Origin of the sequence: Microbacterium sp. 8M (genome assembly GCF_902506375.1) — a bacterium.
GTDB lineage: Bacteria > Actinomycetota > Actinomycetes > Actinomycetales > Microbacteriaceae > Microbacterium.
Genome location: NZ_LR733284.1, coordinates 1,758,872 through 1,781,614 on the forward strand (window position 1 = coordinate 1,758,872; position 22,743 = coordinate 1,781,614).

Sequence of the window (22,743 nt, forward strand, 5' to 3'; positions counted from 1 at the left end):
CTGTGCGCGTGCGTGTGGCGGAGGGTATTCTCGGAGCATGCCCCGATCCGCCATCGACGACGACGAACTGCTCGCCGTCCGCGTCGCGGAGCTCTACTACGACGAGGACAAGACGCAGGACGAGATCGGCGGGCTCCTCGGCATCTCGCGCTGGAAGGTCGGGCGTCTGCTGCAGCAGGCGCGGGCCGAGGGCATCGTCCGCATCGAGATCGTCCACCCGCGGGCGCGCAAGCTCGGCATCGAGCGGGAGCTGCGCGAGCGCTTCGGTCTCGCGGACGCCGTCGTGGTGCCGAACGGATCCGGCGACGCCGAGACGCTCGGGCGCGTGGCGCAGGGCGCTGCGGACCACCTCGCCGCACTCCGCCCCGTGCCGAAGACGCTCGCCGTCAGCTGGGGGCGCACGCTCACCGCGATCGCGGAACGGATGGCCGAGGGCTGGGCGCGCGGCGTCACGGTCGTGCAGATGAACGGCGGCGTGAGCGTGAACCGCCGGCCCGGCGGTGCCGCATCACTCGCGGCGACGATCGCGCAGCGCGCCTCCGGGCACGTCGCGCTGCTGCCGAGCCCCGCCATCCTGGAGCGCCTGGAGACCAAGCAGGCGATCGAGCGCGATCGCACCGTCGCCGGCGTGCTCGAGCAGGCCGCGCAGGCCGACGCCTATCTGTTCACCGCGGGTGTCTGCGACGCCGGATCCGCTCATGTCGAGAACGGCTACCTGACCGTGCGCGACATCGATGAGCTCGCCCGCCGGGGCGCGGTGGGGGATGTGCTGGGCCGCTACATCGACGCCGACGGCAACATCGTCGATCCCGAGCTCGACGCCCGGACCGTCGGACTGAGCCTCGAACGGCTGCGCGAGGCGCGCACGACCGTCTTCGTCACGGCAGGAGAGGCGAAGCACGACATCGCCCGCACCGTCGTGACCGCGAAACTGTGCACGATGGTGGTCACCGACGAGGCGACCGCCCTGACTCTCCTGGAGCTGGACAAGTGACCGGAACTGTGACCACGACCGAACTCGCGCGGCGCTCCGCGCTGGAGGTGCTGGGCGGCGAGCCCGACGACCTCACGCTGCGCCGCTTCCTGCACGGCCTGCCCGGGGTGGACGCCGTCGGGCTCGAGCAGCGCTCCGCGGCGCTGGGCACCCGCTCCATCAAGACCACGTCCAAGGCCTGGGCGCTGGACACGATCGTGCGCCTCATCGACCTCACCACGCTCGAGGGCGCCGACACCCCGGGCAAGGTGCGCTCGCTCGTCTCGAAGGCGAAGCTGCCGGACGCGTCGGATCCGTCCTGCCCGTCCGTGGCGGCGGTGTGCGTCTACGGCGACATGGTGCCCTTCGCCGTCGAGGCGCTCGGTGCGCGTCACGGCGACCCCGATGACGGCGGCATCTCGGTCGCGGCCGTCGCGACCGCATTCCCGAGCGGCCGGGCCTCCCTCGAGATCAAGCTCGCCGACACCCGGGACGCGGTGGCGGCCGGCGCCGACGAGATCGACATGGTCATCGATCGAGGAGCCTTCCTCGCCGGACGGTACGGCCAGGTGTTCGAGCAGATCGTCGCCGTGAAGGAGGCCTGCCGTCGGGCGGACGGCACCTCCGCCTCGCTCAAGGTCATCCTCGAGACGGGCGAGCTGAACACCTACGACAACATCAAGCGCGCCTCGTGGCTCGGCATCCTCGCGGGTGGCGACTTCATCAAGACCTCCACCGGCAAGGTCGCTCCGGCGGCCACGCTGCCGGTCACCCTGCTCATGCTCGAGGTGGTGCGCGACTGGCACCGGCTCACCGGTGAGAAGGTCGGCGTGAAGCCCGCCGGCGGCATCCGATCGTCGAAGGACGCGGTGAAGTACCTCGTGCACGTCGCCGAGACCGTGGGGGAGGAGTGGCTGCAGCCGCACCTGTTCCGCTTCGGCGCATCGAGCCTGCTGAACGACGTGCTGCTGCAGAGGCAGAAGCTGACCACCGGCCACTACTCCGGCCCCGACTACGTCACGATCGACTGACGGAGGACCACGCATGGGATTCCTGGAATACGCGCCCGCGCCCGAGTCGCGGAGCATCCTCAACCTGAAGGACGAGTACGGGCTGTTCATCGACGGCGAGTTCGTCGAGGGACGCGGTGCGTCGTTCGCCACCATCTCGCCCGCGGACGAGTCGCGCATCGCCACGATCGCGCACGCTTCCGATGAGGACGTCGACCTGGCCGTCGCCGCCGCCCGCCGCGCCTACACCAAGGTGTGGTCGAAGATGAGCGGGCGCGACCGCGGCAAATACCTGTTCCGCATCGCACGCCTGGTGCAGGAGCGGGCTCGTGAGCTCGCCGTGGCGGAGAGCCTCGACAACGGCAAGCCGATCAAGGAGTCGCGCGACGTCGATGTGCCGCTCGTCGCCTCGTGGTTCTTCTACTACGCCGGGTGGGCGGACAAGCTCGACTACGCCGGCGCCGGCCCGGATCCGCGTGCGCACGGCGTGGCAGGGCAGGTCATCCCGTGGAACTTCCCGCTGCTCATGCTGGCGTGGAAGGTCGCCCCGGCGCTCGCCGCCGGCAACACGGTGGTGCTGAAGCCCGCCGAGACGACCCCGCTCACCGCCCTGATCTTCGCCGAGATCCTGCAGCAGGCCGACCTGCCGGCGGGCGTCGTGAACATCGTCACGGGAGCCGGTGCGACGGGTGCGGCGGTCGTCCGCCACCCCGACGTCGACAAGGTGGCCTTCACCGGCTCCACCGCCGTGGGGCGCGAGATCGCGCGCACGGTCGCGGGCACGGGCAAGGCGCTGACGCTGGAACTCGGCGGCAAGGCGGCGAACATCGTGTTCGACGACGCGCCGATCGACCAGGCGATCGAGGGCATCGTCAACGGCATCTTCTTCAACCAGGGCCACGTGTGCTGCGCGGGCAGTCGCCTGCTCGTGCAGGAGTCGATCCACGACGAGGTGATCGACCGCCTCAAGGACCGGCTGTCGACCCTGCGCCTCGGGGACCCGCTCGACAAGAACACCGACATCGGCGCGATCAACTCCGCCGAGCAGCTGGCGCGCATCCGCGAGCTCAGCCAGGTCGGCGAGGACGAGGGGGCGGAGCGCTGGACCGCTGACTGCGTCATCCCGGACAAGGGCTTCTGGTTCGCTCCGACGATCTTCACCGGAGTCGAGGCCTCGCACCGCATCGCCCGCGAGGAGGTGTTCGGACCCGTCCTGTCGGTGCTGACCTTCCGCACCCCGGCCGAGGCGATCGCCAAGGCGAACAACACGCCGTACGGCCTCTCCGCCGGCATCTGGAGCGACAAGGGATCCCGGATCCTGGCCGTCGCCGATCAGCTGCGCGCCGGTGTCGTGTGGGCCAACACGTTCAACCGCTTCGACCCGTCGAGCCCGTTCGGCGGGTACAAGGAGTCCGGCTACGGCCGCGAGGGCGGCAAGCAGGGTCTGGCCGCCTACCTGCGCTCGGGTGCGGCGCCGCGCGCCGTGGAAGCCCCGGCGTCGAAGAAGGGAGCCGTGGCATGAGCGCACGACTGACCGTTCCCAAGACCTACAAGCTCGCGATCGGCGGGGCCTTCCCGCGCAGCGAGTCCGGCCGCACCTACGAGGTCACCACCCCGAAGGGTGCGTTCCTGGCGAACGCGGCCAAGGCGTCGCGCAAGGACGCGCGCGATGCTGTCAAGGCGGCGCGAGCGGCGCAGTCCGGCTGGGCGAAGGCCACGGCCTACAACCGCGGTCAGGTCCTGTACCGCGTGGCGGAGGTGCTCGAGGGGCGCCGCGCCCAGTTCGTCGACGAGATCGTGGCCCAGCAGGGTGTCTCCGCGGCCGCCGCGGCCGCGCAGGTCGACGAGGCGACCGACCTCTGGGTCTGGTACGCGGGCTGGTGCGACAAGTACGCGCAGGTCGCCGGCAACCTGAACCCGGTCGCCGGTGCCTACTTCAACATCTCCGCCCCGGAGCCGACGGGGGTCGTCGCGATCATCGCGCCGCAGGAGAACGCTCTGCTCGGCCTCGTCTCGGTCGTCGCCCCCGCCCTCGTCGCAGGCAACACGGTGGTCGTCGTGGCCAGCGAAGCGTACCCGCTGTCGGCGATCAGCCTCGCCGAGGTGCTCGCGACGAGCGATGTGCCCGGCGGCGTGGTGAACGTGCTGACCGGATCGCCCGCGGAGCTGGCGCCATGGCTCGCCGCGCACGCCGACGTTAACGCCCTCGATCTTGCGGGCGCCGGCGGGATCGACTGGGTCGACCTTCAGATCACGGCGGCCGACACGCTGAAGCGCGTGCTGACGCCCGGCGAGGTCGTCGCCTCTCCGCAGCGCATCGCCGCCTTCACCGAGGTGAAGACCGTGTGGCACCCGAAGAGCATGGTCTGAGGCTCCGGATCCCGTTCACTCGATCGGAGGACCCGTCCCGCCGTGCGGCAGGGCGGGTCCTTCGTCATGGATGGGCGGCCCTGGCGCGTGTTCGCCCTGCGCGGAGCGTGCAGCGGCGGCGATCCGTGGCGATGCGGCCCGATGTCGGGTGCAGCGGTTAGGCTCGAACAGCGGCATCGCCGCACGGTTTCCGCGAGGGATCGCACTCGCGGCGACCACGGATCAGGTCTCGAAGGAGGACGCACATGGCACGCATCGGTGAGAGCGCCGACCTGTTCAAGTGCTCGTTCTGCGGCAAGAGCCAGAAGCAAGTGCAGCAGCTCATCGCGGGCCCCGGCGTCTACATCTGCGACGAGTGCGTGGAGCTCTGCAACGAGATCATCGAAGAGCGGATGGCGGAGTCCGCGAACGGCGAGGTCGCCGAGTTCGACCTCCCGAAGCCGCGGGAGATCTTCTCCTTCCTCGAGGAGTACGTCGTCGGTCAGGAGCAGGCCAAGCGCGCGCTTTCGGTGGCGGTCTACAACCACTACAAGCGCGTGCGCGCACGCGGCACCCTGCAGCCGGCAGAGCAGAAGGCCGACGAGATCGAGATCGCGAAGAGCAACATCCTCATGATCGGTCCGACGGGGTGCGGCAAGACGTATCTCGCGCAGACCCTCGCCAAGCGCCTCAACGTGCCGTTCGCCGTGGCCGACGCCACCGCCCTCACCGAGGCCGGCTATGTCGGCGAGGACGTGGAGAACATCCTCCTCAAGCTGATCCAGGCCGCCGACTACGACGTCAAGCGCGCCGAGACGGGCATCATCTACATCGACGAGGTCGACAAGATCGCGCGCAAGGCGGAGAACCCCTCGATCACGCGCGACGTCTCAGGCGAGGGCGTGCAGCAGGCACTGCTGAAGATCCTCGAGGGCACGGTGGCCTCGGTCCCGCCGCAGGGCGGACGCAAGCATCCCCACCAGGAGTTCCTCCAGATCGACACCACGAACGTCCTGTTCATCGTGGCAGGCGCCTTCGCCGGTCTCGAGGACATCATCTCCGCGCGCGTGGGCAAGCACGGCGTCGGCTTCGGCGCCCCCCTGCATGACAAGGGCAAGGACCTGGATCTGTTCAGCGAGGTGCTGCCCGAGGACCTGCACAAGTTCGGGCTCATCCCCGAGTTCATCGGCCGCCTTCCCGTCGTCGCCTCGGTGACGCCGCTGGATCAGGCCGCGCTCATCGACATCCTCACCGGCCCGCGCAACGCCCTGGTCAAGCAGTACCAGCGGATGTTCCAGCTCGACGGGGTCGAACTGGAGTTCGAGGACGACGCACTGCAGTCGATCGCCGATCTCGCCGTCGAGCGCAAGACCGGTGCGCGGGGACTTCGCGCGATCCTCGAGGATGTGCTCGGTCCGATCATGTTCGAGATCCCGTCCACGGAGGACGTACAGAAGGTCGTCGTGACCCGCGCCGCCGTCGACGAGGGGGCGCCGCCCACGCTGGTGCTGGCGCGCAAGCGCAAGAGCGCCTGACCCGCGGAGATCAGTCCCCGGGAGCGCCGCCGTAGACGCGGATCTTGTATTCGGTCGTCTCGAGCGCGAGCGTGAGGACACGCAGTTCCCGGCGAATGCGATCACGCTGCAGGAGCATCATCTCCCTCCGCTCCGGCACGGTCGCCTCTCCGTCGTCGACGAGCTCGACGTACCGCACGAGATCCCGCATCGACATCCCGGATGCGCGCATCCGCGCCAGGAACACGAGCCTGCGCAGGTCTGCCGGCGCGTACTCGCGATGTCCAGCCGGATTCCGTTCCGGGCGCACCAGACCCAGCCGTTCGTAGTAGCGCAGGGTGTGGGCACTGAGACCGGTGAGAGCGGCGGCGTCGGCGATGCCGCGCGCCGCCGCATCGGCTTCGATCGTGCGGTCATCGAGCAGCTCATGAAGCGCGGCGATCACATCCCGATCCTCCGGGGCATCGGCAAGAAGGCGCTCCATGAGCTGTTCGGTGGACATGCTCCATGCTCTCAGATCGTGCGGACGCTGCGCGCGTCGGGGAAATCCGCGGAGGCGGACAGCGTCGCCCACCGCTCGAGGTCGGCGAGGGCTGTGCGGTAGGCGGCTGCGATGCTCGTCACGGCCTCGGCGCCGAGCGGCAGGCGCAGCGGCGCGTCCGCCTCCTGCAGCACGCGGCGGATCACGGAGGCGGCACGGCGAGGATCGCCCTCCTGCAGCCCCACCGAGCCTGTCATGTCGGCCCGGACTCCCGCCAGCACGTCGTCGTACGCCGGGCTCTGCGCCGCGACCGCGAGCACATCCGCGTCGTTGAAGCCGGTGCGGAAGCGACTGGGCTCCACGATCATGACGCGGATGCCGAAGGGCGCGACCTCCCCGGCCAGTGCTTCCGACCATCCCTCGAGAGCGAACTTCCCGGCCGAGTAGCTGCCGACGGCGGGGAAAGAGCGGCGCCCTCCCTGTGAGCTCATCTGCACGATCGCACCACGGCCGGCGGCGCGCATCGACGGCAGCACGGCGCGCACGAACGCGGCCGGACCGAAGAGGTGCTGGTCGATCATGTCGCGCAGCTCTGCATCGGTCACCTCCTCCGCGGCGCCGACGTGACCGACCCCGGCGTTGTTCACGAGGACGTCGATGCGACCGAACCTCTGCACCGCACGCTCGACGATGCCGGACGCGTGATCGACGTCGCGAACGTCGTGCGGGAGGGCGAGCAGCCGATCGCCGTGCCGGGCTTCGAGATCGCCGAGCCGTTCCGGTCGCCGGGCGGTGGTCACCACGCGTTCTCCCGCGGTCAGCGCTGCTTCCACCAGAGCCCGGCCGAGTCCGGAGGTGCCGCCGGTGATGAGCCAGGTCGTGTCTTCGTCGATTCTCATGAACGCGACAGTAGGGGTTCGAGCGCTCTCGAACGCAAACGCGTGTGTCCCGCCCGTGCGGAGCCGCCGTTTCCCGTCAGCGGTCCAGCCCGCGCCTCGTCAGCAGCGGACCGATCTCGGCGTCACGGCCGCGGAAGTCGCGGTACGCCTCGAGCGGGTCCCGGGAACCGCCTACGCCGAGCAGCCGGCGCCGGAAGCGCTCGCCGTTGGCGCGCGTGAGTCCGCCGTTCTCACGGAACCACTCCACGGTGTCGGCGTCGAGCACCTCGCTCCAGATGTAGGAGTAGTAGCCCGCGCTGTAGCCGCCGGAGAAGATGTGCGCGAAGTACGCCGAGGAGTAGCGCGTGGGCACGGCGGGGTCGTCCAGCCCGATGGCGGCGAGGGCCGCGGCTTCGAACGCGGCGACGTCGTCGACGGTCTCGCCGGCTGCCAGCGAATGGAGAGCCTGGTCCAACCACGCGGCGGCGAGGTACTCGCTGGTCGCGAAGCCCTGGTTGAAGGTCTCCGTCGCTTGCAGGCGTGCGATCACGTCGTCGGGGAGCGGCTCGCCGGTCTCGTGATGGCGGGCGTAGGCGCTCACGATCTCGGGCCAGAGCATCCACATCTCGTTGACCTGACTGGGGAACTCCACGAAATCGCGGAAGACGTTCGTGCCGGCGAAGTGCGGATACGTCACGTCCGAGAACAGGCCGTGCAGTGCGTGCCCGAACTCATGGAACAGCGTGTTGACCTCATCCAATGTCAGCAGGGTCGGCTCGCCGTCGGCGGGCCGCGCGACGTTCAGATTGTTCGCCACGACCGGCAGCGTGCCGCGCAGTGCGGACTGGCTCACGATCTCGTTCATCCAGGCGCCGCCGCGCTTGCTGTCGCGCGTGTAGAGATCGAGCACGTACAGGCCCAGGGGCGATCCGTCCTCCTGGAAGACCTCGAAGACGCGCGCACCGGGGTGGTAGACGGGCAGATCGCGGCGCTCCGCGAAGGACAGGCCGTACAGGCGGCCGGCCGCGGCGAACACGCCGTCCTGCAGCACGCGCTCCGCCTCGAACCAGGCACGCAGGGCCGCGGTGTCGAGGTCGTAGCGCGCGGCGCGGAGCTTCTCCGTGTAGAACGCCCAGTCGTGCGCTTCGAGCGGGAACGGCTCGGCCTCGGTGTCGTCGATGAGCTGCTGCAACGCCGCGCGCTCCGCAGCCGCGTTGCGCGCGGCGGGCGCGGCGAGGTCGCGCAGCATGCGCTCCACGGCCTGGGGCGTGCCGGCCGTCTCATCGGCCGTCACGGCGGCCGCGTGCGTAGGGTAGCCCAGCAGGGCGGCGCGCTGGGCGCGGAGCGCGACGATCTCGGTGAGGACGGCGCGATTGTCGTGACTCCCGCCGCGCGCGCCGCGGGAACGCGACGCCTCCATGATGCGCCGGCGGCTCTCGCGGTTCGTCAGCACGGCCAGGACGGGATGACCGGTGAACAACGGCAGCGTGATGAGATAGCCGCCCTCGAGGCCGCGGTCGGCGGCGGCACGTGCCGCGGCGGACAGCTCGCCCGAGCTCAGCCCGTCCAGCTCCGCGGCGTCGTCGAACACGACGGCCAGTTCGTTCGTGTCGGCGAGCAGATTCTTCTCGAACGTCGCACTGAGCGCGGAGAGACGCTGGTTGAGCTCGGTGAGCCGGGCCTTCGCCTCGTCGTCGAGCGCCGCGCCGGCGAGGGTCATCTCGCGATGCCAGCGCTCGATGAGGCGGTGCTGCTCCGGATCCAGAGGCAGATCGTCCTGCTGCGCCTGCAGCTGGGAGATCCGCCAGTACAGCGCCGCGTTCAGCAGGATCGCGTCCTGGTGGGCGGCCATGAGCGGCGCGAGCTCCTCGTCGATGGCCTGGATCTCGGCGGTGGCATCCGCCGAGCTCACCGTGTAGAACGCGTGCGACACCCGCTGCAGCAGTTCGCCGCTGCGTTCCAGAGGCTCCATCGTGTTCTCGAACGTGGGCATCGAGCGCGCCATCGTGATCCGGCGGATCTCCGCCAGCTGCTCCTCGAAACCCTGCCGGAACGCGGGCAGATAGTGCTCCGCGCGGATGCGGCCGTAGTCGGGCAGCGCATACGGAAGCGCGGAGGGCGTGAGGAGGGGGTTCGTCTCGACCGTCATGCTCCGAGCCTAGGAGACGGGCCCGATCCGGGAGAGGAGACCAGGCGGATCCGGCGCCGCGTCGTCATCCGGCGAGCCGGGCCATCACCCGCGCGAGCGCATCGGCGGCCAGACGGACGGATCGGCGCCGCAGGTTCTCCGGGCGGGCGAGGACGTCGATCATCCGGTTGGTGCTGACGTACTGCAGCGGGCGCCGGACGACGGCGTCGGTTCCTGGCGACGTGTAGCGGGGCAGCACGCCGATCACGTCGCCGGTCGCGATCACCGACGCGGCGACGCCGTAGTCGTTGATCCGGTGCACGATGTCCGCCGGGCGGTTCGTGATGGCGGAGATCGTGCGCAGAACGTCGTCGGGGGAGTAGCCGGCGCGGCTGGTCACCCAGCGCTCGCCGACCACGTCCGCGGGGCGCAGCGACGTGCGCTGGGCGAGCGGGTGCTCCGGAGCGAGGGCCACGTCCAGCGGCTCGGTCGCGAGCGTGAGAACGCGGATGCCGGTCTTCGGCCACGGCGGGCTGTGCTCCATGCGATGCGCGAGCACGAGGTCGTAGCGGGCCGTCAGGGCGGGGAAGTCGCTCTGCGCGACGTCCTCGTCGGTGAACCGGATCGCGGGGACGTCGGGGCCGGAGCCGAGCTCGCGGATCAGGGGCCCGAACAGCGCCTGTGCCGCGCTGAGGAAGCCGCTGATCGTGACGACGCCGCCCCCGGCCGCCTCGAACTCGTCCACGGCGGAGCGAGCCGCCGCCATGGCATCGAGCGCGGCGGCGCCGGCTTCGGCGAGGGCTTCGCCGGCGGGCGTCAGCACCAGCGTGCGCCCCTGTTTCCGGGTCAGCGGCGCGCGCACGCCGCGCTGCAGCGCGGCGAGCTGCTGCGACACCGCGGAAGGCGTGACGCGCAGCGCCTCCGCGACCGCGGTCACGCTGCCGAGCGCGCCGAGCTCGCGCAGGATCTGGAGCTGCTGCAACTGCATATGGCTATTCAAGCATGTAGTGATGCTTAAAGATCTCTCCAGACAGTCAGGATTGATCTACAGTGTCGTTCGCGGTGGGATCGAAGCATGAAGGCTCTCTACAAGGACGGCCCGCACGCGGGCCTCGAGCTCGTCGACCGGCCGGATCCCGTGGCCGGACCCGATGAGGTGGTCATCCGTGTGCTGCGCACCGGCATCTGCGGAACCGACCTGCACATCCAGCGCTGGGACGACTGGGCCGCCTCCGCGGTGAAGACGCCGCTGACCCCGGGACACGAGTTCTACGGCGAGGTGGTCGAGATCGGTCCGCTCGTGCACGACATCGCCGTCGGCGATCGGGTCTCCGGGGAAGGACACATCGTCTGCGGCATGTGCCGCAACTGCCGTGCCGGCCGCCGTCAGATGTGCATCCGCACGATCGGTCTCGGCGTGCAGCGCGACGGCGCATTCGCCGAGTACCTGACGCTGCCGGCCACCAACGTGTGGGTGCACCACGCCGGCGTGACGCCGGAGCTCGGGGCGATCTTCGACCCGCTCGGCAACGCCGTGCACACCGCACTGGCGTTCCCGCTGGTCGGCGAGGACGTCCTGGTCACCGGCTGCGGGCCGATCGGGCTCATGGCCATCGCGATCGCCCGCCACGTCGGCGCGCGCTTCATCACCGCGACCGATGTGAGCGCGCCCCGCCTGGAGCTCGCCCGGCAGATGGGCGCCGACGCGGTCGTGGACGTCTCGCGGGAGGACATCCGCGATGCGCAGCGCGCGCTCGGCATGCGCGAGGGCTTCGACATCGGCTTCGAGATGAGCGGGGCGCCCAGCGCCCTGCCCGCGATGATCGACAACATGAACCACGGCGGGCGGATCGCGATGCTCGGCCTGCCGACCGGGCCTTTCAGCGTCGACTGGGGCAAGATCGTCACGCACATGCTCACCGTGAAGGGCATCTACGGGCGCGAGATGTTCGAGACCTGGAACGCGATGGGGGCGATGCTGCAGACGAGCACCGTGCTGCGCGAGTCGATCACCCGCATCATCGCCGAGGTGCTGCCCGCCCGCGACTGGGAGAAGGGGTTCGCCGCTGCGGCCTCTGCGGGCACGGGCAAGATCATCCTCGACTGGACCGAACTGTAGGAGACACGATGTACGGAGCATTCCAGCAGCACCTGGCCGACGAGCTCGCGGGGATCGAGCAGGCGGGTCTCACCAAGCACGAGCGGGGGATCCGCGGCCCCCAGCGCACGGAGATCGTCGCCGACGGCGCCGAGGTGCTGAACTTCTGCGCGAACAACTACCTGGGCCTGGCCGACGACCCCCGCCTGGTCGAGGCGGCGAAGGGAGCCCTCGACGAGTGGGGCTACGGCCTCGCCAGCGTGCGGTTCATCTGCGGCACCCAGGAGCAGCACTTCGAGCTCGAGCGTCGGCTCTCGGCCTTCCTGGGCACGGACGACGCGATCCTGTTCTCATCGTGTTTCGATGCGAACGGCGGCGTGTTCGAGACGCTGTTCACGGCGGAGGACGCGATCATCTCCGACGAGCTGAACCACGCGTCCATCATCGATGGGATCCGGCTCTCCAAGGCGCGCCGGCTGCGCTACGGCAACCGCGACATGGCGGATCTGGAGGAGCAGCTCCAGGCCGCGGCGGACGCACGGTTCCGTGTCATCGTGACCGACGGCGTGTTCTCGATGGACGGGTACATCGCGCCGCTCGCGGACATCTGCGATCTCGCCGAGCGCTACGACGCCCTCGTCTTCGTGGACGACTCGCACGCGGTCGGCTTCATCGGCGAGCACGGCCGCGGCACGCCGGAGCTCTGCGGTGTCGAGGGGCGCGTCGACATCTACACCGGCACGTTCGGCAAGGCCCTGGGCGGCGCGAGCGGCGGCTATGTCGCGGGCCACCGCGACATCGTGGCGCTGCTGCGTCAGCGGGCACGCCCGTACCTCTTCTCGAACACGCTCGCCCCGTCGATCGTGGCGGGCACGCTGCAGGCTCTGGACCTCGTCGAGGGATCCGGATCCCTGCGCGCGCAGCTGCAGGAGAACGCGGCGCTGTTCCGCCGCCGCATGACCGAGGAGGGCTTCGAGCTGCTCCCGGGCGAGCACCCGATCGTGCCGGTCATGTTCGGCGACGCGGCACTCACCGCCCGGATCGCGGCGGAGATGCAGAAGCAGGGCGTCTACGTGACGGCGTTCAGCTTCCCCGTGGTGCCGCGGGGGCTGGCACGCATCCGGGTGCAGCTGTCGGCGGCGCACACCGCCGAGCAGGTGGAGCGCTGCGTCGCCGCGTTCGTCGCGGCACGGGCCGCGGCCGCCTGATCGTCTGTTCACCGCGCCCCTCCGATCGCGTCCCACGGCGCCGGCGATCGGAGGGGCGCTTGCTCTGCGCTCTCATCGACGAGCGGGAGCCGAGGGCCACCGCGATGTTGCAAAGAGATTGTTGCAAAGATTCGCTTGCAAAGATATCTTTGCATCATGACCTCGAACGAGAACCCCGTCCGGGAAGCCGCGAAAGATGAGACGCGCACGCTCGACGCGAGCGCGCTGAAGGCGCTCGCACATCCGCTGCGCGTGCGGATCCTGGACCTGCTCGCCGAACGCGGGCCGCAGACCGCGAGCTCGCTCGCCGCGCTGATCGGGGAGAGCTCGGGCGTCACCAGCTATCACCTGCGCGCGCTCGCCGCACGCGATCTCATCCGCGAGGTCGCGGGCCGCGGTACCGCGCGCGAGCGCTGGTGGGAGCGTCCTCGGGGCCGGATGTCCTTCTCCGGACCCAACGACGAGATGACGCCTTCGGGCAGAGCGGCTGCGCAGATCGTCGAGGACGAGTTCTTCCGCAACCGGCACCAGCGCCTCATGGATCACCTGCACCGCCCGCAGTCGGAGGTGCCGCAGGAGTGGCGCGACGCAGCACATCACCTGACGACGATGCTCGACATGACCGCGCCGCAGCTGCAGGAGCTGGCGCAGCAGATCGACGCCGTCATCGAGGCGGCCGTGCAGCGCTACCGGGGGCAGACCGGTCCCGGGGTGCGCCGGGTCACCGTCCGCGCAGACCTGTTCGATCTTCCCGACGGCCGCCCCGAAGGCGCCGCCGCCCGCCGCACCATCGAGACCGAGGAGCCGTCATGACCGCCGCCGCGCTGCAGGTCGCTGCGCCCACCTTCGTCGAGCGGACGGTACTTCGCCTCGCCGACGCGATCACCACCCGGGTCGGTCGGCGGATCGAGCGCCGCGCCGAGCGCCGGGCGCTCGCCCTCGACCTGCTGCGCGAGCAGCAGTCGCGGCGGTCGGACCCGTACCTGCTCGAGCACGCGCTGCAGATGATCGGATCGCGCTCGCGCTGACGGCCTGCCCGGTCGAAGCCGACGCGAGATCAGTCCTGGAACGGGCGGACGATCACTTCGCCGGATGCGGTGCGCAGCACCTCCCACCCGGTGTCGAGCTCGGCGATGGGCCGGCCCTCCAGCCAGGTGAGGGTCCACGTGCCGCGGGGCAGGTTCAGCACTCCGGTCTGCAGGCTCAGCGTGCCGTTCTCCACACTGCGCGCCTCGGCCTCCGCGATCGCGGGGCGCAGAGCCGCGGGCACCGAAGCCGGCGGCTCGGATCCGGCGGCCCAGCGCGTGCCGAGCTGCATCATGCCTCCACGGTCGGCGCGAGCTCGATCGCGGTGACGGCGAGGTCATCCGCCTCGACGAACGCGAGCTCGGCGATGCGTCCCACGGCGCGCAGATCGTCGGCCGCTGCCTGCAGGGCTGCGATGTCGGCGACGGGCGCGGCGATCGTCGCCGAGGACACCGGGGTCTTCTGCGACGCCTTGGCCTCCGTCTTGGCACGGCGGATGCCGATCAGGGCCTTGCTCGCGGTCGCCAGGATCGCGGGGTCTCCCTCGCCGCCGCGCGGCTCCGGCCACGCCGCCGTGTGCACCGAGCCCTCCTCGAACCAGCTCCACGCCTCCTCGGTCGCGAAGGACACGATCGGCGCGAGCAGGCGCAGCAGCGTGGACAGCGCGAGACGCAGGGCGAGTGCGGCGGAGGCCTGTCCGACGTTCGTGCGGTCGTAGGCGCGCTCCTTGACGAGCTCCAGGTAGTCGTCGCAGAAGGTCCAGAAGAACGCCTCGGTGATCTCCAGTGCACGCGCCTGGTCGTAGTTCTCGAACGCCACGGTCGCGTCGCGCACCACCTCGTCGAGCGTGGCGAGCATGGACGCATCCAGGGCGTGGGTGATCTCGGCGCCCTCGGGCACGGGGAAGGAGAGCACGAACTTGGCCGCGTTGAGGATCTTGATCGCGAGGCGCCGGCCGATCTTCACCTGCGTGGGGTTCTGCGGGTCGAACGCCGCGTCTGCGCCGAGACGGCTGGAAGCCGACCAGTACCGCACGGCATCGGATCCGTGCGCGTCGAGGATGTCGGCGGGAGTGACCACGTTCCCCTTCGACTTCGACATCTTCTTGCGGTCGGGGTCGACGATGAAGCCGCTGATGGCGGCGTTGCGCCACGGCGTGCGCCCGTCCTCGAGAGTCGAGCGCAGCATGGTGGAGAACAGCCAGGTGCGGATGATGTCCTGACCCTGCGGGCGCAGGTCCATCGGCGAGACCAGATCCCACAGCTCGGCGTCGCGCTCCCAGCCGCCGGCCAGCTGCGGGGTGAGCGACGAGGTCGCCCAGGTGTCGAGGATGTCCGCCTCGGCGTCGAAGCCCCCGGGCACGCCACGCTGCTCGGCGGTGTAGCCGGGCGGGACGTCGGTGGTGGGATCGATCGGCAGGCTGGCCAGATCGGGAGTGAGCACGCGGTCGTAGTCGCGCTCGCCGTTCTCGTCGAGGGCGTACCAGAGCGGGATCGGCACGCCGAAGAAGCGCTGCCGGGAGACCAGCCAGTCGCCGGTGAGGCCGCCGACCCAGTTCTCGTAGCGGACGCGCATGAACTCGGGGTGCCACTTCAGCTCCGCGCCGTTGGCGAGCAGCTGGTCGCGCAGGGCGGTGTCGCGGGCGCCGTTGCGGATGTACCACTGGCGGGTGGACACGATCTCGAGCGGGCGGTCGCCCTTCTCGAAGAACTTCACGGCGTGGTTGAACGGCTTGCCGACGGCGGTCATGGCGCCGGTCTCCTGCAGCTTCTCCACGAGCGCCTTGCGGGCGGAGAACACCGTCTTGCCCGCCATGTTCTCCACGTACCATGCGGCGGCATCCGCATCGGCCACGGAGGCCGGAGCGTCCGGCAGGAAGCGGCCGTCGAGGCCGATCGTGGTCATGTTCGGCAGGTCGCGGCCGTCGGTCGTGCGCAGCTCGCGCCACCAGACGATGTCGGTGACGTCGCCGAAGGTGCAGACCATGGCGGCGCCGGTGCCCTTGTCGGGCTGCGCGAGGTGGTGCCCGTGGATCTCGATGTCGGCGCCGAAGAACGGCGTGCGCACCTTCGTGCCGATGAGGTGCTTGTGCGGGCCCTCCGGGTGGGTGACGATCGCCACGCACGCGGGCAGCAGCTCGGGTCGCGTGGTCTCGATCGTGATGTGACCGGATCCGTCCGCGAACGGGAAGTCGATGGTGTGGTAGGAGGCCTGCTGGTCGCGGTCCTCGAGCTCGGCCTGGGCGATCGCGGAGCGGAAGTCCACGTCCCACAGCGTCGGCGCGAGCGACTGGTAGGCCTCGCCGCGCTCGAGGTTGCGCAGGAACGCCAGCTGGCTCTGCCGGATCGAGTCGTCGGAGATGGTGCGGTAGGTCTGGGTCCAGTCGACGCTCAGCCCGAGCTGGCGGAACAGCGCCTCGAACTGCTTCTCGTCCTCGACGGTGAGCTTCTCGCAGAGCTCGATGAAGTTGCGGCGGCTGATCGGCTGCTGGTCGGCGGCACGGGACGACTTGTTGTCGCCGCCCTCGAAGGGCGGAGTGAAGTCGGGGTCGTAGGGGAGCGAGGGATCGCAGCGCACGCCGTAGTAGTTCTGCACCCGGCGCTCCGTGGGCAGACCGTTGTCATCCCAGCCCATCGGGTAGAACACGTTCTTGCCGCGCATCCGCTCGAACCGCGCCTTGATGTCGGTGTGGGTGTAGCTGAACACGTGGCCGATGTGGAGGCTGCCGCTCGCGGTGGGCGGCGGAGTGTCGATCGAGTAGACGCCGTCGCGACCCGTCTGCGCCGCGCGGATCCGGTCGAACAGGAAGGTGCCGTCCGCCGACCAGCGCTCACCCCACTTCGCTTCGAGGCCTTCCAGTGCGGGCTTGTCGGGGATGGCGTTCAACGACGACATGGATCTCCTCGTGCGATGTGTGCGGCACCGTGTGAGCGTGCCTGAGTGTAGGTGGTGCTCCGAGTCTACTCGCGCGGTCCGGAGCGGCCGGCGCGCAGCGGACGGCCGGGCATCGATGCACGCGGGAAAGGGGCCGGAGATCGGTCTCCGGCCCCTGCGCTGGTCGGGCTCTTCTGCCGCGCCTCAGAGGATCGCGAGCAGCTCGGGGGATGCGGCCGCGCGCACCGCGTCGCGGGCCTCGACCGCCGTAGCCGCCTCCCGCGCCGCCGCGGCGAGCCGCTGGCAGTCGAGCTGGGTGTGAGCGGCGAGCGCCACCCGGACGGCCGGGACCTTGCCCGGTGCCATCGACAGGCTGGTGACGCCGAGGCCGACGAGCACGAGCGCCAGCAGCGGGTCGCCGGCCGACTCACCGCACACGCCGATCGGCTTTCCGGCGGCGCGGGCGCCGGCGGCCGCGGCAGCGATCACGTCGAGCACCGCCGGCTGCCAGGGGTCGAGCAGATCCGCGAGCTCACCCTGCATCCGGTCCGCCGCCATCGTGTACTGCGCGAGGTCGTTGGTGCCGAGGCTGCCGAAGTCGACGGCGCCGAGCACGTGCGACGCGCGCAGGGCCGCCGCGGGGATCTCGATCATCACGCCCGCCTTGGGCAGGCCGTTCTCGTATACGCGCCGCGCGAACCATGCGGCCTCCTCGACGGTCGCGACCATGGGCGCCATGACCCGCACGTCTGCGCCGGTCTGCTTCGCGGCGGCCGCGAGCGCCTCCAGCTGGGCGTCGAGCAGGTCGGGACGCTCCGCCGAGAGGCGCAGACCCCGCCGTCCGAGTGCGGGGTTCTCCTCCGGGCCGAGATCGGCGAACTTCAGCGCCTTGTCCGCCCCGGCGTCGAGTGTGCGCACGACGACGCGGCGCCCGCCGAACGGCTCGAACACACGCCGGTAGATCTCGGTCTGCTCGGCCACCGTGGGTGCGGTCTCGGCCGACAGGAACACGAACTCGGTGCGGAACAGGCCGACGCCCTCGAGGTCCTGCGCGCCCGCGAGCTCGGCATCCTCGACGCCGCCGATGTTGGCGAGCAGGGCGATCCCGAGGCCGTCCCTGGTCCGGCCCGGACCGGACGACCCCGCCAGCGCTGCCGCCCGCCGCTCGCGGCGGATCCGCTGCTCCTCGACGAGGGCCGGATCCGGCGCGACCACGACCTCGCCGGTGTCGCCGTCCACGGCGATGAACGTGCCAGGGGCGATCTCCGTGGCACCGGCGAGCTGCACCACGGCCGGGATCCCCATCTGCGCCGCCAGGATCGCGGTGTGGCTCGTGCGTCCGCCCGCTCTCGTGACGATGCCGGCGACGAGCGCCCGATCCAGCGTGGCGGTCTCCGCGGGCGCCAGGTCCTCGGCCACGACGATGCTCGGCTCGGTGAAGTCGGGGACCCCAGGCGCCGGCACGCCGAGGACGGCGGCGACGGCGCGGGAGCCGACGTCGCGGAGGTCGGCGACGCGCTCGGCGAAGTAGCCGCCGAGCGCCTCGAACTTCACCACGAATTCCTCGACGGCCGCGGCGATCGCGGTCGCGGGCCCGACGCCGGCACGCACGCCGGCCTGGGCCGCCTTGAGCAGCGACTTGTCGCGCGCCATCATCGCGGTCGCCTTCAGGATCGCCTGGGCGGTGTCCACGACGTGCTCCGCCTTGGCGTCGAGGGCCGCCGCGACGTCGGCGAAGGCCTGGGCGACGTCTGCTGCGGCCTGCTCGGCATCGGCGGCGGACGGCTCGTTCTGCGGCGGGCGGACTGGCGGCGCGACCTGCACCACCGGCCCGTACGCCGTTCCCGGGCTGACGCCGATCCCCTGTCGGACCTCGCCGGGGGTTGCGGTCGTCATCTCACTGCGCGTCCAGGTCGGTGGACAGCAGCGTCACGAGGCGATCGAGCACCGCGTCCGCATCGGGGCCGTCGGCGGTCAGGACGACCTCCTCGCCGTGCTTCGCGCCGAGGGCGATGACCCCGAGGATGCTGGTCGCATCGACGGCGTCCTCACCGGGACGGCCGATCTCCACGTCGAGCCCGGAATCCGCGGCCGCCTCGACGAACAGCGAGGCGGGACGGGCGTGCAGGCCGACGGACGAGGCGATGGTGACGGTGCGAGTGGCCATGATGTTCTCCTTCGAATGGATGGTGGTTCAGACGGCGACGGACTCGGCGGCCGACGCCTCGATCTGCTCGACGCGCTTGTTCTGCGACACAGTCTTCAACACGGTGATGATGAGCGCCATCACCACGACCCCGACGATGAGCGCGAGCAAGAACAGCAGGGGCGCGCCGATCAGCGGGAGCACCCAGATGCCGCCGTGCGGCGCACGCAGGGTGACGCCGAACACCATGCACAGGCCGCCGGTCACGGCGGATCCGATGACGGACGACGCGATCACCCGGATCGGGTCGGCGGCGGCGAACGGGATCGCGCCCTCCGAGATGAAGGACAGCCCGAGCAGCCAGGCCGCCTTGCCGTTCTCCCGCTCCGGCTCCGTGAAGAGCTTGGGTCGCACGGCCGTGGAGAGCGCCATCGCGAGCGGGGCGACCATGCCGGCGGCCATGACCGCGGCCATGATCTTGAGCTGCGGGGCGTCGGTCGCCGCGCCCGCGGCGGCGAGGCCCGTCGTCGCGAACGCGTACGCCGTCTTGTTGACGGGACCGCCGAGGTCGAAGCCCATCATCGCGCCGAGGACGATGCCGAGCACGAGCGCGCCCGCGCCGGTCATCCCGTTCAGCCAGCCGTTGAGCTGCGTCATCAGCCAGACGATCGGCCGGCCGAGGATCGTGATGAACAGCCCCGCCGTGATCAGGGTCGACAGAAGGGGGATCACGACCACCGGCATGACACCGCGGACGCCCTTGTGCACGCGCCAGCGCGAGATCCAGCGGGCGACGAAGCCGGCGAGGAAGCCGGTGACGAGTCCGCCGAGGAAGCCGGCGTTCATGGTGGCGGCGATCGCACCGGCGACGATTCCGGGGACGAGTCCGGGCCGGTCCGCGATGGCGAAGGCGATGAAGCCGGAGAGGATCGGGACGAGGAATCCGAACGAGGCGGCTCCCATCACGAACAGCAGGCCGCCCCACGACATCAGGCTCAGCGGATCGAAGTGCTGGGCGATGTTGGTCGCGTCCGGGGCCGTGAGGTTGTACTTCACGACCTTGAGCGCGCCGGACTCGCCGACGGCGATCTGCGCGACCATGAACGAGAGCGCGATGAGGATCCCGCCCGCTGCGACGAACGGGATCATGTACGACACGCCCGTCATCAGCCACTGGCGGATCTTCGTGCCGAGGTTGGCGTCGGCCTCCACCTTCGTGGTGAGGCCGCCCGCAGGGCCGGCTGCGGCTGCGGCGGCGGCCTTGGTCGGGTCGGCGGCCCATTCGGCCGCAAGAGCCTCGGCCCGCTCGATGAGCTCCGGGCCGTCGGAGATCGCCTTCTTCACCGGAACGTCGACGGTGGGCTTGCCGGCGAAGCGCCCGACATCCTTCACCGCGAGGTCATGCGCGAACACGACCGCATCGGCCTCCGCGATCTCGGCGGGGGTGAGCGGGGTGGATCCGGCTGAGCCCTGGGTCTCCACCTTGATCGAGTGGCCGGCCGCCTTCGCCGCTCGCTCCAGCGCTTCGGCAGCCATGTAGGTGTGCGCGATGCCGGTGGGGCAGGAGGTGACGCCGACGAGCTTGAGCGGGCGGGCGGTCGCGGCTGCCGGTGCGGGGGAGGCGGAGGGCGCGTCCACCTCGGCGGAAGCGGCGGCGGTCTCGGCCGGGGCGGCAGCCGCCTCGTCGAGCTGCACGTGCTCGCCGACGATCGCGACCACCTCGGCCTCCGTCTTCGCGGAGAGCAGTGCATCCCGGAACTCCGAGCGCATCAGGGCGCGGGCGAGCTTCGGCAGCATCTGCATGTGGGCCTCGCCGCCGGCCTCCGGCGCGGCGATGAGGAAGACCAGCCGGGCCGGGCCGTCCTTGGCGCCCCAGTCGATCCCATCGAGCGTGCGGCCGAAGACCAGAGACGGCTCCGTGATGGCGGCGCTGCGGGCATGCGGGATCCCGATGCCGCCGGGAAGCCCGGTCGCCATCTTCGATTCGCGCTCGCGGACGTCGGCCAGGAACTGGTCGAGGTCGGTGCAGCGGCCGCTGGCGACGAGCCGCGCGGCGAGGGCAGCGGTCGCCTCGTGCCGGTCGTCGCCCGTGAGGTCGAGCACGACCTGTTCTTCGTTGATCAGTGCCATGAGGAATTCCTTTCCGGGGGGAGGGTCAGTCCGCGAGGGCGAGTTCGCGGTCGGGGGCGGAGGTGACGGCCACGTGGATGTCTCGAAGGTCGGCCGGCGTGGGCACCTGGCTGCCGGGCAGGGCGACGGCGGCGGTTCCCCAGCGCACGCCCTCGGCGAGCGCGTCGGCGGCCGGGCGGTCCGCGCTCAGCGCGGACAAGAACCCGGCGAGCATGCAGTCGCCCGCGGCGACGGTCGACACGACCTCGGAGGCGACGGCGTTCGCGTGCCAGGCGCCCTCGCCCGTGACGAGCACTGCGCCATCGCGGCCGAGGCTCACCGCGACCATGCCGACGCCGCCGCGCTGAAGCGCCTGAGCCGCGTCGAGCACGGCGCCCATGGTGGGCAGGTCGCGGCCGACCAGCTCCCCGAGCTCCTCGCGGTTCGGCTTGATCAGGGCCGGCCTGGCGTCGACGGCCGGGGCGAGGGGAGCGCCGGAGGTGTCGACCGCGACGCGGACGCCGTGCTCGCGGGCGCCGCGGACGAGCCGCCCGTAGAAGTCCGTCGGCGCGCCGGGGGGAAGGCTGCCGCCGCCGGAGAGCCAGGCGCCGGCCGGGACGTTCGCCAGGGCGTGCTCGATGAGCGCGTCGACTTCGGCGGCGTCGAGCACGGGCCCTGGCTCGTTGATCTTCGTGGTGGTGCCGTCGGGCTCGAGCACGCTGATGTTCATGCGCACGCTGCCCGCGATCGGCACGACGACGACCGGCACGGACGCCGCACGGCAGAGCGCTTCGAGCATCCCGCCCTCGAGCCCGCCCGAGGGCAGCACCGCGAGGGTGTCCCCGCCCATCGCGGCGACCGCTCGCGAGACGTTGAGTCCTTTGCCGCCCGGATCCACGCGACTGGAGGTGGCCCGCTGCACCGCGCCGCGGGAGAGTGCGTCGATGGTGACGGCGCGGTCGATGCTCGGGTTGGGGGTGAGCGTGACGATCATGCGATCACGACCTTGGGCCCCGCGGCGCGCAGCGCCTCCACGGAGTCGGGGTCCGCTGCGGCGTCGGTGATGATGGTGTGGACGTCGTCGGCTCGTGCGAAGCGCTGGAGGTGCACCGCGCCGAGCTTGCTGGAGTCGGCGACCAGGATCCGGGTGCGCGCGGCGTCGAGCATCGCGCGCTTCACGGCGGCCTCGTCCTGATCGGGGGTCGACAGGCCGTGGTCGGCGTCGAAGCCGTTCGTGCCGAGGAAGGCGACGTCGACGGCGAGGTCGGAGAGGGCGCCGATGGCCCACGGCCCGACCGCGGCGCCGGTGACGGTCCGCACGCGGCCGCCGATCAACAGCAGCGTGAGGTTGCTCTGCCCCGCGAGGGCTCCCGCGATGATCGCGTTGTTCGTCACCACGGTGAGCTGTGCGTCGGCGGGGATGAGCTCGGCGATCGCGAGGGTGGTGGATCCGGAGTCGAGGAGGATGGTGCCGCCGTCCGGCAGCTCCTGCAGGGCGCGCGTCGCGATCTGCAGCTTCGCGTCCGCGTACTGGCCGATGCGCGCGGTGAGGGTGAGTTCCGGCACGGACCTCTCGGCGGGCAGTGCGCCGCCGTGTACGCGGCGGACCAGCCCCTGCTGCTCCAGGACCGCGAGGTCGCGGCGGACGGTCTCCGTGGTCACGTCCAGGAGTTCTGCGAGGCCCGCCACATCGACGCGCCCATCCCGTTGCGCACGTTCGTGGATGCGCTGCTGCCGCTCCGCTGCGTACATCGGGCTCCCTTGCCGTTCTCGGGTCGCCCGCTTCGGGCGTTGAGCTACTTTCCCACACAATCCAACAAGAAACAACACAAAAACAGAAATTGGCCTTCGGTGGGACGCGGCGATGCCGCGGTGCGGAGGTGAAAGATCCACCCCGTCCACAAACCGATAGCCTGGATTGTCCTGCACACAGCACTCCGAGGAACCTC

General features: G+C 70.8%; 20 protein-coding genes. 9 read left to right on the plus strand and 11 right to left on the minus strand.

The features are described from left to right. Positions 1–37: 37 nt before the first annotated feature. The 5 genes from AERO9AM_RS08345 (at position 38) to clpX (ending at position 5,867) form a co-directional block, all read left to right on the plus strand. Positions 38–994, plus strand: coding sequence for a sugar-binding transcriptional regulator (locus tag AERO9AM_RS08345; RefSeq protein ID WP_236602542.1), 957 nt, complete (start codon positions 38–40; stop codon positions 992–994). A gap of 41 nt (positions 995–1,035) precedes the next feature. After that, positions 1,036–2,004 carry a deoxyribose-phosphate aldolase gene (deoC, locus tag AERO9AM_RS08350; protein ID WP_236602694.1) on the plus strand — a complete coding sequence of 323 codons (969 nt, stop codon included), beginning with the start codon at positions 1,036–1,038 and terminating at the stop codon, positions 2,002–2,004. A gap of 13 nt (positions 2,005–2,017) precedes the next feature. Next, complete coding sequence (locus AERO9AM_RS08355; RefSeq protein ID WP_159575723.1) at positions 2,018–3,505, plus strand: aldehyde dehydrogenase family protein; 1,488 nt, start codon at positions 2,018–2,020, stop codon at positions 3,503–3,505. Next, on the plus strand, positions 3,502–4,353 hold the full coding sequence (locus tag AERO9AM_RS08360) for an aldehyde dehydrogenase family protein (protein ID WP_159575724.1): 852 nt from the start codon (positions 3,502–3,504) through the stop codon (positions 4,351–4,353). The genes AERO9AM_RS08355 and AERO9AM_RS08360 overlap by 4 nt, the downstream gene beginning before the upstream one ends. Positions 4,354–4,598: 245 nt before the next feature. Beyond that, positions 4,599–5,867 (plus strand): ATP-dependent Clp protease ATP-binding subunit ClpX, encoded by a 1,269-nt coding sequence (gene clpX / locus AERO9AM_RS08365; protein ID WP_159575725.1) that lies wholly within the window; start codon positions 4,599–4,601, stop codon positions 5,865–5,867. Positions 5,868–5,877: 10 nt separating this feature from the next. Here clpX and AERO9AM_RS08370 read toward each other — a convergent pair whose 3' ends face one another. From AERO9AM_RS08370 to AERO9AM_RS08385, 4 genes are all read right to left on the minus strand, one after another. Next, positions 5,878–6,348, minus strand: coding sequence for a MerR family transcriptional regulator (locus tag AERO9AM_RS08370; RefSeq protein WP_159575726.1), 471 nt, complete (start codon positions 6,346–6,348; stop codon positions 5,878–5,880). A gap of 11 nt (positions 6,349–6,359) precedes the next feature. Then, on the minus strand, positions 6,360–7,226 hold the full coding sequence (locus tag AERO9AM_RS08375) for an SDR family NAD(P)-dependent oxidoreductase (protein WP_159575727.1): 867 nt from the start codon (positions 7,224–7,226) through the stop codon (positions 6,360–6,362). Between the two features lie 76 nt (positions 7,227–7,302). Beyond that, complete coding sequence (locus AERO9AM_RS08380) at positions 7,303–9,354, minus strand: M3 family metallopeptidase (RefSeq protein WP_159575728.1); 2,052 nt, start codon at positions 9,352–9,354, stop codon at positions 7,303–7,305. A gap of 64 nt (positions 9,355–9,418) precedes the next feature. Then, positions 9,419–10,321, minus strand: coding sequence for a LysR family transcriptional regulator (locus AERO9AM_RS08385; RefSeq protein ID WP_159575729.1), 903 nt, complete (start codon positions 10,319–10,321; stop codon positions 9,419–9,421). Positions 10,322–10,408: 87 nt separating this feature from the next. On the opposite strand from AERO9AM_RS08385, the gene tdh reads away from it, so the two are divergent. From tdh to AERO9AM_RS08405, 4 genes are all read left to right on the plus strand, one after another. Beyond that, positions 10,409–11,452, plus strand: a complete 1,044-nt coding sequence (gene tdh, locus AERO9AM_RS08390; protein WP_159575730.1) for an L-threonine 3-dehydrogenase — start codon at positions 10,409–10,411, stop codon at positions 11,450–11,452. A gap of 8 nt (positions 11,453–11,460) precedes the next feature. Further along, positions 11,461–12,639, plus strand: a complete 1,179-nt coding sequence (locus AERO9AM_RS08395) for a glycine C-acetyltransferase (protein ID WP_159575731.1) — start codon at positions 11,461–11,463, stop codon at positions 12,637–12,639. A gap of 156 nt (positions 12,640–12,795) precedes the next feature. Continuing rightward, on the plus strand, positions 12,796–13,452 hold the full coding sequence (locus AERO9AM_RS08400; RefSeq protein ID WP_159575732.1) for a winged helix-turn-helix domain-containing protein: 657 nt from the start codon (positions 12,796–12,798) through the stop codon (positions 13,450–13,452). Then, positions 13,449–13,667 carry a hypothetical protein gene (locus tag AERO9AM_RS08405; protein WP_159575733.1) on the plus strand — a complete coding sequence of 73 codons (219 nt, stop codon included), beginning with the start codon at positions 13,449–13,451 and terminating at the stop codon, positions 13,665–13,667. The genes AERO9AM_RS08400 and AERO9AM_RS08405 overlap by 4 nt, the downstream gene beginning before the upstream one ends. 29 nt (positions 13,668–13,696) lie before the next feature. Here AERO9AM_RS08405 and AERO9AM_RS08410 read toward each other — a convergent pair whose 3' ends face one another. From AERO9AM_RS08410 to AERO9AM_RS08440, 7 genes are all read right to left on the minus strand, one after another. Next, positions 13,697–13,960, minus strand: coding sequence for a hypothetical protein (locus tag AERO9AM_RS08410; protein ID WP_442923255.1), 264 nt, complete (start codon positions 13,958–13,960; stop codon positions 13,697–13,699). Next, positions 13,957–16,560 (minus strand): valine--tRNA ligase, encoded by a 2,604-nt coding sequence (gene valS, locus AERO9AM_RS08415; RefSeq protein ID WP_159575734.1) that lies wholly within the window; start codon positions 16,558–16,560, stop codon positions 13,957–13,959. Before valS ends, AERO9AM_RS08410 begins: the two co-directional genes overlap by 4 nt. 183 nt (positions 16,561–16,743) lie before the next feature. Continuing rightward, entirely contained in the window at positions 16,744–18,435 is a 1,692-nt protein-coding gene (gene ptsP, locus AERO9AM_RS08420) for a phosphoenolpyruvate--protein phosphotransferase (RefSeq protein ID WP_159575735.1), read from the minus strand. A gap of 1 nt (position 18,436) precedes the next feature. Further along, positions 18,437–18,706, minus strand: coding sequence for an HPr family phosphocarrier protein (locus tag AERO9AM_RS08425; protein WP_159575736.1), 270 nt, complete (start codon positions 18,704–18,706; stop codon positions 18,437–18,439). A gap of 27 nt (positions 18,707–18,733) precedes the next feature. Beyond that, the gene (locus AERO9AM_RS08430) at positions 18,734–20,815 is read right to left on the minus strand and encodes a PTS fructose transporter subunit IIABC (RefSeq protein WP_159575737.1); all 2,082 of its coding nucleotides are present in this window, start codon (positions 20,813–20,815) and stop codon (positions 18,734–18,736) included. A 25-nt stretch (positions 20,816–20,840) separates the two neighbouring features. Beyond that, on the minus strand, positions 20,841–21,788 hold the full coding sequence (gene pfkB / locus AERO9AM_RS08435) for a 1-phosphofructokinase (RefSeq protein ID WP_159575738.1): 948 nt from the start codon (positions 21,786–21,788) through the stop codon (positions 20,841–20,843). Beyond that, positions 21,785–22,546, minus strand: coding sequence for a DeoR/GlpR family DNA-binding transcription regulator (locus tag AERO9AM_RS08440; protein WP_159575739.1), 762 nt, complete (start codon positions 22,544–22,546; stop codon positions 21,785–21,787). Before AERO9AM_RS08440 ends, pfkB begins: the two co-directional genes overlap by 4 nt. Positions 22,547–22,743 lie beyond the last annotated feature (197 nt).

Bases quoted from the DNA above. Each gene is read 5' to 3' on its own strand.
- AERO9AM_RS08345 (WP_236602542.1), top strand. From the start codon at position 38: ATGCCCCGATCCGCCATCGACGACGACGAACTGCTCGCCGTCCGCGTC.
- AERO9AM_RS08355 (WP_159575723.1), top strand. From the start codon at position 2,018: ATGGGATTCCTGGAATACGCGCCCGCGCCCGAGTCGCGGAGCATCCTC.
- AERO9AM_RS08360 (WP_159575724.1), top strand. From the start codon at position 3,502: ATGAGCGCACGACTGACCGTTCCCAAGACCTACAAGCTCGCGATCGGC.
- clpX (WP_159575725.1), top strand. From the start codon at position 4,599: ATGGCACGCATCGGTGAGAGCGCCGACCTGTTCAAGTGCTCGTTCTGC.
- AERO9AM_RS08370 (WP_159575726.1), bottom strand. From the start codon at position 6,348: ATGTCCACCGAACAGCTCATGGAGCGCCTTCTTGCCGATGCCCCGGAG.
- AERO9AM_RS08375 (WP_159575727.1), bottom strand. From the start codon at position 7,226: ATGAGAATCGACGAAGACACGACCTGGCTCATCACCGGCGGCACCTCC.
- AERO9AM_RS08380 (WP_159575728.1), bottom strand. From the start codon at position 9,354: ATGACGGTCGAGACGAACCCCCTCCTCACGCCCTCCGCGCTTCCGTAT.
- AERO9AM_RS08385 (WP_159575729.1), bottom strand. From the start codon at position 10,321: ATGCAGTTGCAGCAGCTCCAGATCCTGCGCGAGCTCGGCGCGCTCGGC.
- tdh (WP_159575730.1), top strand. From the start codon at position 10,409: ATGAAGGCTCTCTACAAGGACGGCCCGCACGCGGGCCTCGAGCTCGTC.
- AERO9AM_RS08395 (WP_159575731.1), top strand. From the start codon at position 11,461: ATGTACGGAGCATTCCAGCAGCACCTGGCCGACGAGCTCGCGGGGATC.
- AERO9AM_RS08400 (WP_159575732.1), top strand. From the start codon at position 12,796: ATGACCTCGAACGAGAACCCCGTCCGGGAAGCCGCGAAAGATGAGACG.
- AERO9AM_RS08405 (WP_159575733.1), top strand. From the start codon at position 13,449: ATGACCGCCGCCGCGCTGCAGGTCGCTGCGCCCACCTTCGTCGAGCGG.
- AERO9AM_RS08410 (WP_442923255.1), bottom strand. From the start codon at position 13,960: ATGATGCAGCTCGGCACGCGCTGGGCCGCCGGATCCGAGCCGCCGGCT.
- valS (WP_159575734.1), bottom strand. From the start codon at position 16,560: ATGTCGTCGTTGAACGCCATCCCCGACAAGCCCGCACTGGAAGGCCTC.
- ptsP (WP_159575735.1), bottom strand. From the start codon at position 18,435: ATGACGACCGCAACCCCCGGCGAGGTCCGACAGGGGATCGGCGTCAGC.
- AERO9AM_RS08425 (WP_159575736.1), bottom strand. From the start codon at position 18,706: ATGGCCACTCGCACCGTCACCATCGCCTCGTCCGTCGGCCTGCACGCC.
- AERO9AM_RS08430 (WP_159575737.1), bottom strand. From the start codon at position 20,815: ATGGCACTGATCAACGAAGAACAGGTCGTGCTCGACCTCACGGGCGAC.
- pfkB (WP_159575738.1), bottom strand. From the start codon at position 21,788: ATGATCGTCACGCTCACCCCCAACCCGAGCATCGACCGCGCCGTCACC.
- AERO9AM_RS08440 (WP_159575739.1), bottom strand. From the start codon at position 22,546: ATGTACGCAGCGGAGCGGCAGCAGCGCATCCACGAACGTGCGCAACGG.